This window comes from Rhizobium sp. O111, from assembly GCF_055616315.1.
On the sequence record NZ_JBSHXL010000003.1, the window covers coordinates 347,499 to 363,828 of the forward strand.

Genomic DNA, 16,330 nt, shown 5'->3' on the forward strand with positions numbered 1-16,330 from the left:
ATTAGTCAGCGGGGTATTTGGGATTCGCGCCTTGCGGGGTGCGTTTCTCATCGTTATCGACCCGACGGGTATAGAAGGCGTGAAGAAGGACGTGGGTCAAAACGTATCCAGCCTCTAGCATAACCGCGAAGGCGCCTCCCCACAGGACCGCGTGCCACAGTGTGCTTCCACTACTGTAGCTGACGACGGCGTAGATCACCAAAACGGCTATGACCAACAGTGCGAACACAAGCACAGGCACGCGCAAGGCACAGATCGCGCCGATCAGCAGCGAGATAACAAGTGCCCAGCCCATAGGTCGCTCCTGACTCCCAATCCGTGGAACCGCAGGCAGATATAATTCCGCATATGAGATGTCGAGGCAAGTGCAAATTATGACCCGTCGTGTGACAACGGCAACAGCTTAATTGCTGCTGATATCAGCCGGCGCGGCGGCAGTCTTTTCGCGCCGCTCTACCTTGATCATGTCGCCGGGAGTGACCGGGTCGTTATCGTCGACGACGAGTGTTTCCATGCTGCCGTTTACGACCCGATTGACCGTCATCAGGTATGCAAAGGGGTTCTGCTCGTCAGCAAGAGAGGCTATTGCCGACGGTGCGCGAACTTCAAGATTTCTCAATTGGTCTCGTTCCGTCCGAAGCCTTTCAGCGTTGGAGGCAAATCGGTCACGCAATTCCGCCGCCTCGCTTAGCGCGCTGACACGATAGCGGTTTCGTACATCGGCGATATCCTGGTCACCTTTGGCGAGATCCTGCTCGGTTTTCAAGATCGCCAGCGAAACGTCGAGATTTCGGCTCTCTAGTTCGGCCACCGTCTGGTTCGCGCCCAGTTGGCGGGCGGAAATTGTCAAACCCTGGGATATCAGCTTGTTGACCGAGGACAGATCCTTGCTTGCCAGATCAATCTGCTTGGCCAGAGCTACTGTTTTTTCCTTCAGTGCCGCGATCTGGTTGTTGGCGAGAACCTTGGCGCGGCCGAGAGCGTCAATCTCCGTCCTCATCGATTGCTCACGCGTCGCAAACAACGACCGCTCTTCGTCCATCATCTTGGCAAATCGAGGCTCGCTGCCTCTTGAGATCAACTCCTGTGGGAATGAGACCGACGACGCTCCGCTCAAGACCGCATCGACACGTGCCTGCCGCGCAAGGAGCCCGAGCCGCTCTGCTTCCAGTGCCCGCACCTGGCCTTGGCTGGACAATGCGTCCCGTTGCAGACCAATTATGTTGGCATCCGTCGACCCTATTCCGCCGGCCATGCTTAGTGCCTGAACGACGGTAAGGCCTGGACTGAAGTTGTATTTACCAGGATTGGCCACGAGCCCCGTGACAAAGAGGGGACGATAGGACGAGATCTCCACAGAAGCGCTTGGTCGCTTTTGCAGACCGACTTCCGTCTGCAGACGCTGTCCGATGGTCTCGGAGATCTGCTCAAGCGTCTTGCCGGCCACCGATACATTTCCGATGATCGGCAGCGAGAGGTTGCCGGCGGAAGAGACGACGAAGTCGCCGGATAAGGGAGCCCACTCGAATGCTGTCATGGTACTGGGCCGCCACTCGTAGACGCGGATTTTCAGCGTGTCCTGCGGTCCTGGAACGTATTCCTCTGCGGCATGGGCTATTGTTGCGCTTGCAGCTGTGGCGGTCAACGCGATGATGCAAACACCAGCATTGATGGCGCGTCTGATCAAACGGAGATCAAGAAAGCCGCATCCTCTTACGAGGACTCGGGGGAGGGCAGAAAGCGGCATCGTATACTCCTATTTGACAACGGTCCGGTCTGGGCTCAGGCCGACACAGCCAGCTTCACGCCTGTGGCTTGTGCAACATAGCCTCGAAAGCGATCCACAAAGACGTCCCTTCGAAAATCGGCTGCGCGCGACACGGCATCTGCGGGATTGAAATCCAGCCGCTCCATCCGTTCGACCGCGTCGATGAGGGCATCGGTCGTTTGGGTCTCGAAAAAAACGCCCGTCTTGTTGTTTACGACGGTTTCGGTTGCACCCCCTCTACCAAAGGCGATCACAGGCCGGCCGCTTGCCATCGCCTCTACCGGTACGATGCCGAAGTCTTCCTCGCCCGGGAAAATCAGCCCCTTGCAGTGCGCGTAGTGATGTCTGAGAGAATCGAAAGGCTGCGCGCCAAGAACGGTGACCGTTGGCCCGGCAATCTTCTTGAGGTGATCGAGCATTTCGCCGCCGCCAATGACGACCAGCTTTGCCTTCATCCGATTGAACGCCTCGACTGCAAGGTCCGGCCGCTTGTAGCTAACAAGTTCGCCGACCATCAGATAGTAGTCCTCGACCTCACGGCTCGCCACCGGCCTGAAGGCCGCTGTGTCGACGGGAGGATGAATGACATCGGCCTCGCGTCGGTAATAGCTCTTGATCCTTTGAGCGACGGTTGTCGAGTTGGCGACGAAACCGTCCACGCGGTTGGCCGTTGCGACGTCCCATGTTCTCAAATAGTGCGCCATGGGAGGCATCATCATTCGCGTCATCAACCCGGAGCTCTCGTAGTACCTGTTGTACATGTTCCAGATGTAACGCATCGGGGAGTGGCAGTAGCACAGGTGAAGCGCAGGCGAGGTCGGTATAATGCCCTTGGCCGGTCCCGACTCGCTGCTGATAACGAGATCGTACGGAGAAAGGTCGATTTGCTCGAGCGCCATCGGCATCAGCGGAAGATAACGCTTGTACATCCGCTTCGCATAGGGGAGACCGCCGATGAAGGTCGTCTGGATCTTGTGCCGCTTAATCTTGTCGGAAATCGCGGACAAATCGCACACGTGCGTGAATATGTCAGCTGTGGGAAAGATATCGCACAAGGCTTCGATAACCTTCTCGCCACCGCGCATTCCGACCAACCAGTAGTGAATAATTGCTACGCGCACGCCAAGCTCCCCGAGATACATCGATCGAAAACATCGTGGCTTGCATTGCGGGTGTAGTTCTTGCCGAAATATCGATCAATAATTAGACGTTCGGCATTTATATTAGGCACGAAAAACAGTTTTATGAACAGTTAGTGACGTTATTTCCCGCATTGCACCGTTACATAGTGCAGCGCAATAATTTTATTGTCAAACCGTTTAATACTTGTTAACTTTCTTCTGCATGCCACAAGGCATTGTCTGCACGTGCCCACATTCCGAACTATTGCAAGGGAGTACGCAGATGAGTGAAATTGATCTCAGTCGGAACTTCGGCCGGTTCAACAAGGCGCCGCGGCCCGCTCGCAGGACGACATCCCGACGGTCCGATCTTTTTGAAAGCGGAAAACGTTCCGCCATTCTCGATGGCATCAAATATGGCATCGATGCGACAATCGCAGTCGTAGGCCTCGTCGTCTTGGCGCCGATGATTGCGATGTTGGTCGTGGTACTTCTCGTCTTGCAGGGGCAGCCCATCTTTATTGCGCATAGGCGCATCGGCCGGCACGGCATCATGTTTCCCTGCCTGAAGTTCAGGACAATGGTGAAGAATGCAGACGAGGTTCTCCATCGGCACTTGGCGGCAAACCCTTCGCTCAACGCGGAATGGAACGCGACGCGCAAGCTGCGAGACGATCCTCGCGTCACACCGCTAGGTGCGCTTATGCGTAAAAGCAGCATTGACGAAATTCCCCAGCTTCTGAACGTCATACGCGGTCAGATGAGCCTGGTCGGACCAAGGCCGATCGTTGCCGGCGAAGCTGAACTCTATGGCATTCATTATGCTGATTACATCCAGGTTCGTCCGGGTGTAACGGGTCTGTGGCAGGTCAGCGGGCGCAGTGACACCAGTTACAGCGAACGCGTACAGCTCGACGTGCGCTACGTCGCGGAACAGACGGTTCTGGGCGATCTGACAATCATGCTGAAAACCGTTCCGGCGGTCCTTCGCTCGCGCGGCAGCTACTGACATTACACGGCGCGGCACCGCGCCTTTCCACCTTCGTGATTGTTGTTGCAACGTGCTTCACGGCACGTGCGTCAAGCTGCGTGGTCAAGACGCGGATTGATGGTCGCCGGGAGATTGTGCATGAGCGTAACAGACGTCGCGGTCAATGGTCGCTTCCTCACCCAGGAGCTCACGGGTGTCCAGCGTTACGCCCGAAACATCGTCACTGCGATGGACACGCTTGCCGGCGCCGAGCACGCCGTCCTGATCGCGCCGCAGCCTTCCGGCGAACTCCCTTTGCAACGACTACGATCGGAGACACGCGGGCGATTAACCGGTCATGCTTGGGAGCAAGTCGAGTTGCCATTGTTAAGCAGCAACCGCACGCTTTTGAACCTTTGCAACACGGCCCCGGCTTTTAAGGGCGATCAGCTTGTCTGCATCCATGATGCCAACATTTTCGCAGCACCGCAAAGCTACAGCCGGTCGTTTCGCGCGTTGTATCACACGCTTCAACCACTCCTGGTTCGGCGTTCACTTCGCGTCGCCACGGTGTCGCACGCTGCGGCGCGACAGCTGGCCCGATATCTACCGGTTCGCGTGTCAGAGATCGCGGTTCTACCAAACGGACACGAGCATGCGCTTCGTTGGGATCCTTCGCTAGCACGGGCAGCGCCGACATTTCTGGCGACGAGATCGACAATGCGACCGTTCGTTCTGGCGCTTGGGTCGCGCGCGATCCATAAGAACCTTTCTCTTCTGATCGACATTGCAGAAGCCCTCGACGAGATGGGCCTTGATGTCGTCATCGCCGGCGGAGGTGACGGCATATTTGCTCAACAAACCTTGCGGCATCGCAGCAATGTGTACTTCCTCGGACGTGTCTCCGATGATGATTTGGCTTACTTGCTGGACCGTGCCTTGTGTCTAGCGTTTCCTTCCCTAGCGGAAGGCTTTGGGCTTCCGATCGTGGAGGCGATGGCCAGATCCTGTCCTGTCATCTCGTCACACAGTGCGAGCATGCCCGAAGTCTATGGAAAAGCCGCGCTCGCGGCGTCTCCGTTCGAGCCTCGCGAGTGGATCGAGCAGATCAAAGCCCTTGCGTCCTCAGAGCAGCTACGTTGCGATCTCGTGGGTGCTGGTCACGAACAGCGACGTCAGTTTTCATGGGAGACCTCTGCGCGCGGATATGTCGACCTGCTGGACAATCCGAAGGCCGAAATCCGCGCGCACAAGACCGTTGATCCAAGCCTGCCACGTGTAAGCGTCATCTTCGCGACGCGCGGGCGTCCCGATGTCGTGGCCGCTAGCGTTCGTCGATTTCTCGCGACGCAAACCGTGGCGCCCGATAAGATCATTGTCTCCGGTGTAGACGTGGCCGATGCCGGAGACCTCAGCGACCATCCGGACGTGACGATCATCACTGGGCCTCCAGGTCTTGCCGCGCAGCGCAACACGGCTTTGCGGCATGTAGCGCCATATACCGAAATCGTTGCCTTCTTCGATGACGATTTTGTCGCCGATGGAGGCTGGCTTGCGGCTGCGATCCAGACTTTTCGCGACGAACACCAGATTGTCGGCTACACAGGCAACGTCATCGCGGATGGGATCAAGGGACCTGGAATTTCGTTTCAGCAGGCGGTGGACCTGGTCGAGGCAGGACGATCGGACGCAACGTGGCAGGAGCGGTTCAGTCCGTATGGTTGCAACATGGCCTTCCGGTTCAGGGCCATCGGAGATCTCAGGTTCGATGAGCGCTTGGTTCTCTACGGCTGGCTGGAGGATCGCGACTTCGCCGCTGCTCTTGCCAAGCGCGGTGGCCGGCTCGTCAAATCGGGGCGATCCTTCGGCGTTCATATGGGTGTAAAAGGCGGGCGTGTGAGTGGCGACCGGCTTGGCTATTCGCAGGTGATCAACCCGCTTTACATGCTGACCAAAGGCACGATGAGCCTGCCCAAAGTCGTCGGTCAAATCTTCCGCAATACCGCGAGCAATTTTATCGGAGCCTTCTGGCCCGAGCCATTCATTGACCGACGCGGCCGGGTCCGCGGCAATCTGTTGGCTGCATTTGACGCCCTACGAGGGCGCCTTGAGCCGGAACGCGCTGCAGCGATCGAGACACCTCGACCAGCCGCCAAGCCATATGAACGCTAGGAGCAGAACAATGTTCAACAGACCTCGCCCAATTGACGTCACATCGAGGTTCTGGCGGGAAAATGAGGCGCAAGCCAACGTGGCTGGCGATGGGCCAATCGCGCTTTTGCGCGCTCTTATCGAACTTGCCGCCCGCCACAAGGCCACGCTTGCGATTTGCTGCGCGGTCGGCCTGGCCGTTTCCGCGCTCTACGCCTACTCTTTACCACCCACATACCAGGCGACCGCGACACTGCTGCTCGAGCCCCGTCAATCGGTGATTTCTTCGGGGGAATTTGGCGCTCAGCAGACGCTTGATCTCAATCGTGCCGACAGCGAGCTTCAGACCATAAAGTCCGAGCGTCTTCTGTCGGCGGTTTTTGAGAGCCTGAACATGAAAAGCGATCCGGAGCTTGCTGGCAAGCAGCCAGGCTTCATCGCGCGGTTGTTCGACCTACTCGGGCCCAGACCGGCAGATACCGTGGCCGACACCACCGGCACCGCGTCAGGTGCAACCAGTGCCACCGATGAGCTTGACAATGATGCGGACCGGGCAGCCTTTCTGAAGTTCTTTTCACGGCTGAACGCGCGGCGCGTCGGTCAGTCCTTCGTAATCCAGATCGACTATTCCTCTTCCGACCCGAAGCTACCGGCGCGCGTCGCCAATGCGACGATTTCGGGGTACATCTACCAGACCGTGGCATTCAAGGAACAGATTGCTCGCGCGGGCACCGAGGCCCTACAAGGGCGGCTGGATTCGCTTGCTCGGCAGTCCGATGCAGCGCGCGAAGCGATGCACCTCGGCACCCTGCCGGCGATCGCAACTCCTGACGCCGACGCCCGCATTATCGGTGCAGCCTTGCCGCCGCTTGGACCGTCGGCGCCCCGCAGATCACTTATCATGGCGCTTGGCGCCGTTGTCGGACTTTTGTTCGGTTCCGGCGTGGTGGTCCTGCGCATGGCACTTGATCGGCGCGTGCGCAGCGCTAAAGAACTGGCGCACGAAGTCGATCTTCGCTGTTTGGGATCTATCCCTGACGTGCCCGGGGCAGAAGGCGTTCCCTGGCATATTACAAGCCCTCAGCAACAGAAGTACGTCGCCGCAATTCGAGATCTACGTACATCCATTGAAATCGCGTGCACGAGCCTGCGGAACGAAAAAAGCATCGTAATCGCCATTGTTGGTTGGACCCCGGGTGCCGGGGTGTCAACGTTATGTGCCAGTATCGCGCAGTTGATCAGTCGGGGCGGTCGGCAGGTTACGCTTTTCAAGGCTTCGGATGGCGCCGATCTCCACGCAGTTGAGGACCATGGCCCGGCTCTTTCCTTGGCCGGGGCGGCCTTTGCTGGGCTTATGCCGGAGCAATTGTCGTTTGAGGAAGTCAGTGGCGTTGCGGTGTTGCCAATCCACTCGCGAGACGCCAACGCCAATCTGTTCACCGACTTTCGAAATCCTCGTGTTCGGCGCATATTTGAAGTGGCGCGGTCTCGAGGTGATGTTCTGCTCGACTTGCCGCCGCTGCGCCACTCGATGGATGCGCTTGCCTTGGCAAGCTATGCCGATGCTGTTCTTGTCGTTGCCCGCGCCGGGCACACGACGATCGAGGAGATATCGGAATCGGTTCAGTTGCTGCGCCGTGCAGGAGCAAATGTTATTGGAACGGTGATCAACCGTACGCGTGGATAGGCTAAGGCTAGTGGTTTTCCTGCGGCCGGACGACTGAGACTGTCTCAGGTCACGCGACAGCGAGCGACTGAGCGCCCAAATCCATGTCGGGTCATTGTGGCATGCGAGCGCTGCTGCATTGCGGTATAGACCGGCGCCATGACGGCACCGATGCCGACCTCCGCCCGAGCCGGGGGGAGGATGGTGTCACCGAGCGACCATCAAAAACGACGGTGAAGGTGCCCGTCGAATGGCGCCAATCCAAACTCGGCCAGGTCGTTGTCTCCGCGCGTCTCCTTGATGTAGGGCATACAGATCGACGCGAGCTCGAAGCAATGCGTCAGGTCAACGCGTTATATGAACTAGCCTTGCGTTTTTGTTGCGCTCGGAAAAATGACCTTTGCGATTGAAGTATGCGGTCGGGAAGTTGATGTCGCCCTTGATCCGACCATCATCCGCCTATGCATGATTTTCGCGCTTCCGTCGCCTCACCTGGAGAACCAGCCAGCATAGAAGACTATGCCAATCAGTCCGATGAAGCGAACGGATCGATAACTGTCGCGCGAGGCTTTCTCGGTCCATAAGCCGGAGCCTCAAGGCCTCGTTCAATCTATTTGCGCACAGTCTTGCGATCAATGCCTGTTTCCCTGGAAATAGCCGACACCGTCAGCCCCTGCTGATGCAGATCCAGGATCATGATCGTCCCCCTCAGCTTGATCACCAATGTCCCCCTTCCGACCATCGGAAGGAGTATCGGCGATGACGCGCCGCTGGTCTTCCGGCGCGCGCCCCGGAAGACCAGCGGCCGCAGCACCTGGGGAAGATGAAACGGCACGAATGGGGAGTATTGCTCCGGTACTGACAACTCTAAGCTGGTCCCGTTTTGATAAGCGCCTCAGGCCGGGTTACTGCCTCGCGCAATTTGGGGTTTGGCAGTGCTTTTTCGCCCCCATTGACGGCGGAGGCCTGCTGAGCAGTACCTTAATATCTGTCGTAGAGCGCCAACCGGCCGCGACCTGCCGCCACCCTAACCCCAAGGAGCAGGAGCCCTGCGGCATAGGTGGCTGCACCGGCGGCTATAGCGATCCCAAGCTCCACGACGTGCGGAAAATTTCTTCCGGCAAGCTCTTCTCGTAAAAACCACACGGCCACAGCCATGAGAGCCACCGCAACCACCACCTTCCAAATATTGAGCAGTTGGGCTGCAAAGGAAACGTCGAGCAGCCGGCGCGCTTCAGCAAGGTAGAAGGCAAACATGAGCGAGGACAAGGCGATCCTGGCCACGCTGACGCCAGTGACGGAAGCCAGGTAGAAGCCTATCGAGATCAGCAGCACGCGAAAGGTGAGGTCTATAGCGTTCAGCCGAAAGATGATTTGCGGCCGATCCAGCGCGATGCTCACTGACGAGAGTGTCTGAACATAGGGGATTGGCGCAACGGCCAACGCCAGCAGGCTGAGGAGGGGTGCTGCATGCTCCCATTTCGCGCCAAGCAGGATATCGGTCGCGAGATCTGCTGTCAGCGATATGCCCACGCAGGCGGGGGCCGATACCATCATCGCGATGCGCGTGGCCTTCAAAAAGGCCTGCCTTACGCGGACGCGATCGGTATTGATTTGCGAAAAAGCAGCCATGACGGGCTGAAGAGCCGGGCCAATCAGACTTTGCGTTGGGATCACCGCGACATCGCTTGCAACCGCATAGCGACCGAGGGTCGGACGATCTGCCAGCGCTCCCACAAGAAATCGATCGAACTGCCAGTTCAATGCAGAAATCAGCTGTGCCGAGGAAAACCAGCCGATAAAGCCGGCGAAGTCGGGAAGACGCGCGAGCGAGAAGGCGGGACGGTAGGGCGCGAGGACGTAGGACACGATTGTTGATGCAAGCGAGGCGACAACGAAATTGGCGACGATTGCCCAGTACGCTCCACCGGCAAGGACAACGAAGACAGCAACGAGCGCGGCGGTCAACTTGCCCGATGATTCCAGAATGAACGTCTGACGAAATCCCAGCTCCCGCGCGAAGTTCACCATTGCTGGGCTGGCCAGCCCCCTGGATATCGGGCCGAGGCTTAGCACAGCGACAAGCAGCACGAGATGGCTGTCGTGATTGATCCAGGAATAAGGCCACGCGATCGCCAGGACTATCGCTCCGATAACGACACCTCTCATCACGCCTACGGTAAAACCGGTATCAAGGTGGGATTTGTTGATTGTCGGGAGCCGAACGAGGGCCTGCGTTACAGGAACCTCAAGCACCGTATCAACGACCACGACGAGCGATGTGGCGATCGCCGCCAGGCCAAAGTCGCCCGGCGTCAGCACACGGGCGAGGACCAGCAGGGTGAAAAAGTCGATGATGCGTCCGAGAAAGCGGGAAAAGACCAGCCATCCGGCTCCCTTGATCGTCTTTACCGCAAGCATCTCTTACTCCAAGTTCAAGCGCTCGTTCACTGCGCCAGGCTGTAAAGCTGTGATTGTGCGGGGCCATGCAATCTTGAAAGGCCCCCATGCCGGGTAACTTAATCACTGTGCTGAAATCTGACTTGCTGTGGACAGTGTCTTGGCGCGGCTATTTGAGCCGTGCAGACACCTGCCTGATAATGTGGACCATCTCCAGGGCTGGGAGCAACGCGCTCTTGAGCAACGGAAAGTCTCGAACGATCGCACCTTCCCGCCACAGCTGTGACTTGATCTCCGTCAGCTTGTTGGCCAGATTGGGTGCGTTCGATTTCTCGAGAACGTGGACATTGTCGGCACGTCCGAAATCGACGGATCGCGCGCCCACGCCCAGTGCTATAATGTCGAACGCGTCAGGCTTGGTGATTGCCCTCTTAAGTCTCCGCCAAGCGCGGTCTGCATCCGACATGACCCTTGCACCGCTTTCGACACGATCGATGTATTGAAAGACACCCGTAAGCAAGGGGTTGACCTGCGCTGGATCAAGCTGCCCATAGGCGATCGGACCGGCGTTGCTATGAACGGATCCGTCGTCCGACTCGCTAAGATGGCGAACCGAAGGGATTGCTGGTTCGAACAGGCTCTCGATGATCTGCCAGTAACGCAAAATCACCGTCTCGATCCGTAGCGGGTTATAGAGGTCTTCTTCAACGACCAAACCCGTAACGCGCGAGAAGTGATCTTCGCTGAGGCCTTTGTAGTTGCACCGCGCGAACTGGATCGTTTCAAATTTGCGCTGGGGGAGCCCAGCTGCGACGAGACGCTGGGTGCTTCCATAGAGACCGGTGTCACAGAGAATGATGCGTTTGGCATCGCCGGCAATCTGCGCCAGATGGCGCTCGAAGAGCGCGTTCTGCTGCGCGATATCAGCAAGCACGCGGCCGCCTTCGGTGGTCTCCAGCAACCCGTAGAACTGGGCTGGATCAAAGGGTCGTTGCCAGGCGTCGGACAGTCTGTAGGTTGCGCCACCAAGGGCGTCGGCTACCTCGGCAAATGTGTTCTTCTTGAATTCACGTGCCAACTCATCAAGAACTGTGGGGCTTTGCTGGATGAGCGCTGATCGCGCGGCAATCAGGCGTGAAATGAGAATATTCTCACGTCGGATTGCAATCGGGAGATCAAGTTTGGCGACCAGCTTCTCGAAGGCTGCGCGGATGCCGATACCGCCGCGCGCACAAAACAGGAGAGCCGCATCGCCTTTCATCTCCGCCTGTCGGGCGTAGAGCCAGATATAGAAGCAAAACTGCGCGACAACAGGACCGAAGACGTCTCGGCCGAAGCCTTCCCGATCTGCGAGATGTGGCACGCGGGCAGGCTTGATGACGGTATTGCGAACGCCACGGGCTGCTTGCGACCTGGCACCGTCGGCTTGCGTGGCGAGGCGCCTAAGGCGTCCTTTAGGAAGATGCAGCGTGTGGATACCCATGGTTCTTGGGACCGTGCAGTCGGCAAGAAGATCGTCTCCGAGATGCAAAAGACGTGATGCCGCAATGCCTTCCGTCAGGAGGACATGCGAAAAGAGATGACCAAAACGCTTGCTTTCCCCGACCTCGGCGCTCGAGTAGATATCGTCGATCAGACCGGGCCCGTGGAAATGATTGATCAGTTCCGACAGTTGGCGCTTTGGCAGTGCCGTGTCCGAGACTGCAACAATGCGAATGCCGGTCCGGCGATGAACGCGCAGCACTCGGGCAAGCATCTGGTTTGCCGACAGTGAGCGCTTTTCGATCGCCACCTCGATCGCGATGCGCTTCTCGATGAAGCGCTCCGGCAGGCCGAGAATTGCGAACTGACGTTTGAGGATATCGACAAGCCGAACTTCTCCGGCCCCGCCACCGATATTGAGCGCGCGGTAACCAAAGCGCTCGGCAAGTTGGCGCGTGCGAAACAGATGATCTGGGCTGATGTGAAATCCCTCATCTCGCAGCACTCCTGAAAAGAGCTTCTCGGCTTGTATCAAGCGCGATCTTTGGGATCGAGGCTGCCGCAAGAGGAGGGTGTCGAACACATCTGTCGATATCAAGTCGATACCGTCCAGGGGTGCTTGCAGCAGATGGGCGAGGCTTTGCCGTGGCACCGAATAACCCTTTGCCATCGATCGGCCCCGTTCCTGTCATTGGACAGTACTGTTGCTGTGGATGCGCTGCAACAAGGACTGGATCAGTGAATTCGCAATTGCAAAAATTCTGCAGCATTATTTTAATTCCATCAAGTGCAAAAATTATTTATTTTGCAGTGCAGAATAGTTGCAAAATTTATTTACCTATCTATTCTTTGGTCGTCGTATCGATTGATATAACGACGCTTTTTCAATTGAATTATACTGTATCACTTTCGTGAGTGATAGCAGTTCGGGGGTGAACAATGGATGATGTGAGCCATCAACCCTCACGCATGTCCGCAGTGCAGCATTTTGACGTCATCGTGCTCGGCGCCGGCATTTCAGGCCTGGTTGCCGCGGCGATTTTTTCAGGGGAAGGCAAGCGGGTTGCCGTTGTCGACGAGTACTCCCATGTGGGCGGAAACCACATGGATTGGTCGTCGCGGGCGGGCTACACCTTTGATGTCGGGAGCCTGATATTTCAAGACGATTCTCCATTGCTCCGACACTTTCCCGAGCTCCTTGAACGCTACGTACACATCAAGCCGAGCTGGGGGAGACTAAATCCGCAGGGGAAAATCACGCTTTATCCAATTTCGATACGCGACGACATTCTAGCAGCCGGGCCTCTCGGCGTAGTGCGTATTTTCGCTTCTGTCCTTTATGCGCGCCTGTTTCGCCGCCGCATGGAAAACGCGCGTGACTTCGCACGCTACTGGATCGGCGCTTACTTGCTACACCGATCCGGACTGGGGACTTACATGCAGCGATTCTATGGTATTGCCGCTGAAGAGATCGACCTTGATCTCGCACGAAAACGCATGCTTTGGATCTCCGAATATGCCTCGATCATCAATCTGAGCCGTCGATTTTTGAAACGCAAAAAGGCAAGCGGTCCAAAGAATCGTCAAATGGCGCGGCCACGAGAAGGCTTCGAAGCGCTTTACTGCCTCGCTCGATGCAAGCTCGAAGGTCGTGGTGTGGTGTTCACACTATCGGCTGAGGCCCTCCACCTCAGCCGGGCATCCACGGGCTATGAACTGTTCCACAAGGGAGAAACGCTTGTTGCCGAGCGAGTCGTGTCGACGGTTCCGATTAGCGTTGCCGAACGCATATGCGGCAACGTTCAAACCTCGGGATTGAAGACGATCACACTGATTACGCTCTACTTCAGCTTTTCCGGCGACAAGGGCTTTTCCCAGGCGATCATCTACAATTTCTCACACGAGGGTGCATGGAAGCGTTTGACGGTCTACTCAGACTTTTACGGTCGCGTCGATGGTCGTGAGTATTTTGCAGTCGAGGTCATCGCCGGCCAAGTCGATTCGTGCGAAGAGGCCGAAGCAGATTTTCGCCGGCACGCCAATGCCAATCGACTGTTCCTCGGCGATCTCAAGCTCGAAGGAAGCCATACGCTCGCCAACGCCTATCCGATCTACGCTAAAGGTGCCGCGCAGGACGCTGCCCGGGCGATCTCGAGATTGAAAGCCTTCGGCGTGGAATCGATCGGCCGCCAGGGCGGCTTCAACTATCAGCCGACGGCCCGGGTCTCGACGTTGGACGTTGAAAATGCCGTCTCATCGCAATGAGATTGCTACGATCAACGGAGATCGGATCAGGGTCTCAGTAGAGTGTCACACGAGGTCGACCATGCGGATTTTACATGTTCTCAATCACACGCGTCGCCTGAACGGGCATGTCCATGCCGCAGTCGACCTCGCATGTGCGCAAGTAAAGCTTGGGCATGAGGTCTTCATGGCGAGCGAGGGTGGCGACTTTGACAGCCTGCTAAAGGCAAACGGTGTCAAGACAATCTACATCCCACATCAGCGGAAAATTCCGCATCTTTTAAGGGCGCTTTTTGGTTTGCATCGTGCGATTGGCAGATATGACGTCGATGTTGTCCACGCGCATATGATGACAAGCGCAGTGATCGCGTTCCCGATCTGCAAGTTGCGGGGTGTTCCGCTGATTACCACTGTTCACAATGAGTTCGAGAAAAGCGCAACGCTGATGGGACTTGGCACCCGCGTCATTGCTGTTAGCGACGTCGTTGGCGCCTCGATGCAACGACGAGGTGTGCGTCCCTCAAAGTTGAAGGTCGTGCTAAACGGCACAATCGGATCGAGCCGGTCGACGGGCCGCAGCGAGGAGCCGAAACCACTGCGCTCCCCAAGCATCCTATTCGTTGGTGGCCTCCACCCGCGCAAGGGCCTACCCGATCTTCTCGATGCTTTTGAAGTCGTCCACAAATCGTACTCGGATGCCCGCCTTTACATCGTTGGCGACGGCCCGCTACGCGAGGAATACAAAGCCAGAGCCGCGGCGTTGGACAGTGCGCGCGACATCACGTTCGTTGGCTCGACCACCGATCCCTATCCCTACATGCTGGGCGCCGACATCTTCGTTTTGCCGTCGCACGCCGATCCGGCCCCTCTCGTCCTGTCGGAAGCGCGCGAGGCCGGCTGCGCTGTCGTCGGTTCGTCTGTCGATGGAATTCCACAGCTGTTGGAACATGGCAAAGCCGGTCTTCTGGTACCACCGCGTGATCCGGCCGCCCTTGCCGACATGCTTCGACATTTGTTGGAAGCTCCCAGTCGCCTGTCCGAATGGCGCCAGAAAAGCCAGTTCAGAATAGAGCGTCTGACGATTGAACGTGTCGCCAGGGAAACACTTGAGGTCTATAACGAGGCAAGGGCGCCCTCGGCGGCCTCCCCAGCGATGGCAAGCTAACCGTAGGTTGAAGTCAAGCGAGCGAAAAGACGTGCTTGAGGCGCGAGCGCATCCGACGCGCGCGGGAAGGATCGATTCTGACGGCGGCCAGGTGCTTCGCCAGAACATTTGGAAGTGCGAACAGTCCAACTGCGAATAGGCATAGTGCAACCCGCTTCATGCCAGAATTTTCGCGCACGACCGCGCCGATATGCGCCGAGATCTGCCCAACGCTGGGTCTTTTCCCATCGACGACCAGACTCATCGTGTTCAATTCCGTGACGTAGGCATAGTCGTTACGCACGTTGACTTTGGCGGCCGTGGCGCTCCTTGCTTCCACGAGCTCGGCCAGATGGTGGAGGCGACCCATAAAACGCTCGACATATGCTTTCATGCGTTTGGAACTGATGTCGGAAAAGGACGAGAGGTTAGCGTTGTGGATTCTGTATCGGCCAAGCGGATGGTCGATGGAGATGACTTCTCCGACGAAGGGCGCCAGAAGATAGGGTACCCCGTCGATCGCCCGCTCATACGTCATCTCGCCCAACCCGTCATAGACATCCCGACGATAGACGTTTCCGGATGTCGGCGGCGTATTGTAGTGACCCTTTTGTCGAATGGACTGGATAAGTTGCTGGGAGTTGGCCGATCTACGCAGTTCAGGAAACGGATTGCCAATGGCCTTCCCGTCTTTGTCGACGGGCAGTAGCATGAACTGAATCTTGGAGACGTCAGATCGTAGATAGGGTTCTAGTTCCGTCAGTGCGCCTTCGCACAAAGCATCATCGGCATCAAGGAAATAGATGAAGGCGCCATGCGATCGTGACAAGCCACTTCTACACGCCTTAAGCGGGCCACTGTTTTCGCCTCGAATGGCGGTGATCCGGTCACCATATTTCTGGATCTTACTCCAAGAGCCGTCGGTCGACCCGTCATCAACAACAATTACTTCTAGATTATCATAGTCCTGAGAGAGAACACTTTGAATGCATTCATCGATGTACGTTTCGTAGTTATAGCAAGTAATGATGACGCTTAGCAGGGGCTGAGACTTTAACATCTTGCAAACCTTCTCCGCACAGATTATGTTGCAAAGCAGCATAACAAGTGCAGTGCAAGACGTCTAGAAAATAACGCCTCAGCCACGGCATCTTTATTGAGATAGTATTGTCTATAAAACTGTCACATCCGAGTAATGCCGAGGCTGCAATATAACCATCATCGTCGGTCTTTGGCACGGCGTTCAACGCCGCCGCCGAGGTGGCGACGATCACAGCAAGTGCCTGCCGAACGTTGAGATGGTCTCGGCGACAACTGTCGAGTGAAAACCCTTTGTGAAAGCCATCTGCCTGTGCCGGCGGCTCGTGTTTAGCCAAGTATTGGC

11 protein-coding genes and 1 pseudogene are annotated in these 16,330 nt (G+C 57.0%); 5 read left to right on the top strand and 7 right to left on the bottom strand.

Features of this window, described 5'->3' with window-relative positions; genetic code table 11:
* Nucleotide 1 precedes the first annotated feature (1 nt).
* The 3 genes from ACVTFQ_RS27395 to ACVTFQ_RS27405 all read right to left on the bottom strand — a co-directional run bounded on the left by ACVTFQ_RS27395 (nt 2) and on the right by ACVTFQ_RS27405 (nt 2,853).
* Nucleotides 2-295, bottom strand: a complete 294-nt coding sequence (locus ACVTFQ_RS27395; protein WP_112436873.1) for a hypothetical protein — start codon at nt 293-295, stop codon at nt 2-4.
* 108 nt (nt 296-403) lie between these two features.
* Nucleotides 404-1,747, bottom strand: a complete 1,344-nt coding sequence (locus ACVTFQ_RS27400) for a polysaccharide biosynthesis/export family protein (RefSeq protein WP_112436874.1) — start codon at nt 1,745-1,747, stop codon at nt 404-406.
* A 35-nt stretch (nt 1,748-1,782) separates the two neighbouring features.
* Nucleotides 1,783-2,853: a glycosyltransferase gene (locus tag ACVTFQ_RS27405; RefSeq protein ID WP_112436875.1), complete on the bottom strand. Its 1,071-nt coding sequence runs from the start codon at nt 2,851-2,853 to the stop codon at nt 1,783-1,785.
* A gap of 319 nt (nt 2,854-3,172) precedes the next feature.
* On the opposite strand from ACVTFQ_RS27405, the gene ACVTFQ_RS27410 reads away from it, so the two are divergent.
* The 3 genes from ACVTFQ_RS27410 (at nt 3,173) to ACVTFQ_RS27420 (ending at nt 7,697) form a co-directional block, all read left to right on the top strand.
* Nucleotides 3,173-3,898, top strand: a complete 726-nt coding sequence (locus tag ACVTFQ_RS27410; protein ID WP_112436876.1) for a sugar transferase — start codon at nt 3,173-3,175, stop codon at nt 3,896-3,898.
* Nucleotides 3,899-4,018: 120 nt separating this feature from the next.
* Nucleotides 4,019-6,031, top strand: a complete 2,013-nt coding sequence (locus ACVTFQ_RS27415) for a glycosyltransferase (RefSeq protein WP_112436877.1) — start codon at nt 4,019-4,021, stop codon at nt 6,029-6,031.
* A gap of 10 nt (nt 6,032-6,041) precedes the next feature.
* Nucleotides 6,042-7,697 (top strand): Wzz/FepE/Etk N-terminal domain-containing protein, encoded by a 1,656-nt coding sequence (locus tag ACVTFQ_RS27420; protein WP_470424281.1) that lies wholly within the window; start codon nt 6,042-6,044, stop codon nt 7,695-7,697.
* A 520-nt stretch (nt 7,698-8,217) separates the two neighbouring features.
* On the opposite strand, the pseudogene ACVTFQ_RS27425 reads toward ACVTFQ_RS27420, so the two are convergent.
* The 3 genes and pseudogenes from ACVTFQ_RS27425 to ACVTFQ_RS27435 all read right to left on the bottom strand — a co-directional run.
* A pseudogene (locus ACVTFQ_RS27425) lies at nt 8,218-8,418 on the bottom strand (helix-turn-helix domain-containing protein); the annotation flags it as partial.
* Nucleotides 8,419-8,657: 239 nt separating this feature from the next.
* The gene (locus ACVTFQ_RS27430) at nt 8,658-10,097 is read right to left on the bottom strand and encodes an oligosaccharide flippase family protein (protein WP_470424282.1); all 1,440 of its coding nucleotides are present in this window, start codon (nt 10,095-10,097) and stop codon (nt 8,658-8,660) included.
* A gap of 148 nt (nt 10,098-10,245) precedes the next feature.
* Complete coding sequence (locus tag ACVTFQ_RS27435; RefSeq protein ID WP_470424283.1) at nt 10,246-12,228, bottom strand: hydrolase; 1,983 nt, start codon at nt 12,226-12,228, stop codon at nt 10,246-10,248.
* 269 nt (nt 12,229-12,497) lie between these two features.
* Between ACVTFQ_RS27435 and ACVTFQ_RS27440 the strand changes: the two genes are divergently transcribed.
* Both ACVTFQ_RS27440 and ACVTFQ_RS27445 read left to right on the top strand, forming a co-directional pair.
* Nucleotides 12,498-13,823 (top strand): NAD(P)-binding protein, encoded by a 1,326-nt coding sequence (locus ACVTFQ_RS27440; protein WP_470424284.1) that lies wholly within the window; start codon nt 12,498-12,500, stop codon nt 13,821-13,823.
* Between the two features lie 61 nt (nt 13,824-13,884).
* Nucleotides 13,885-14,967: a glycosyltransferase family 4 protein gene (locus ACVTFQ_RS27445; RefSeq protein WP_470424285.1), complete on the top strand. Its 1,083-nt coding sequence runs from the start codon at nt 13,885-13,887 to the stop codon at nt 14,965-14,967.
* 13 nt (nt 14,968-14,980) lie between these two features.
* Here the strand turns inward: ACVTFQ_RS27445 and ACVTFQ_RS27450 are convergent, their stop codons facing one another.
* Complete coding sequence (locus tag ACVTFQ_RS27450; RefSeq protein WP_470424286.1) at nt 14,981-16,006, bottom strand: glycosyltransferase family 2 protein; 1,026 nt, start codon at nt 16,004-16,006, stop codon at nt 14,981-14,983.
* Between the last annotated feature and the right edge of the window lie 324 nt (nt 16,007-16,330).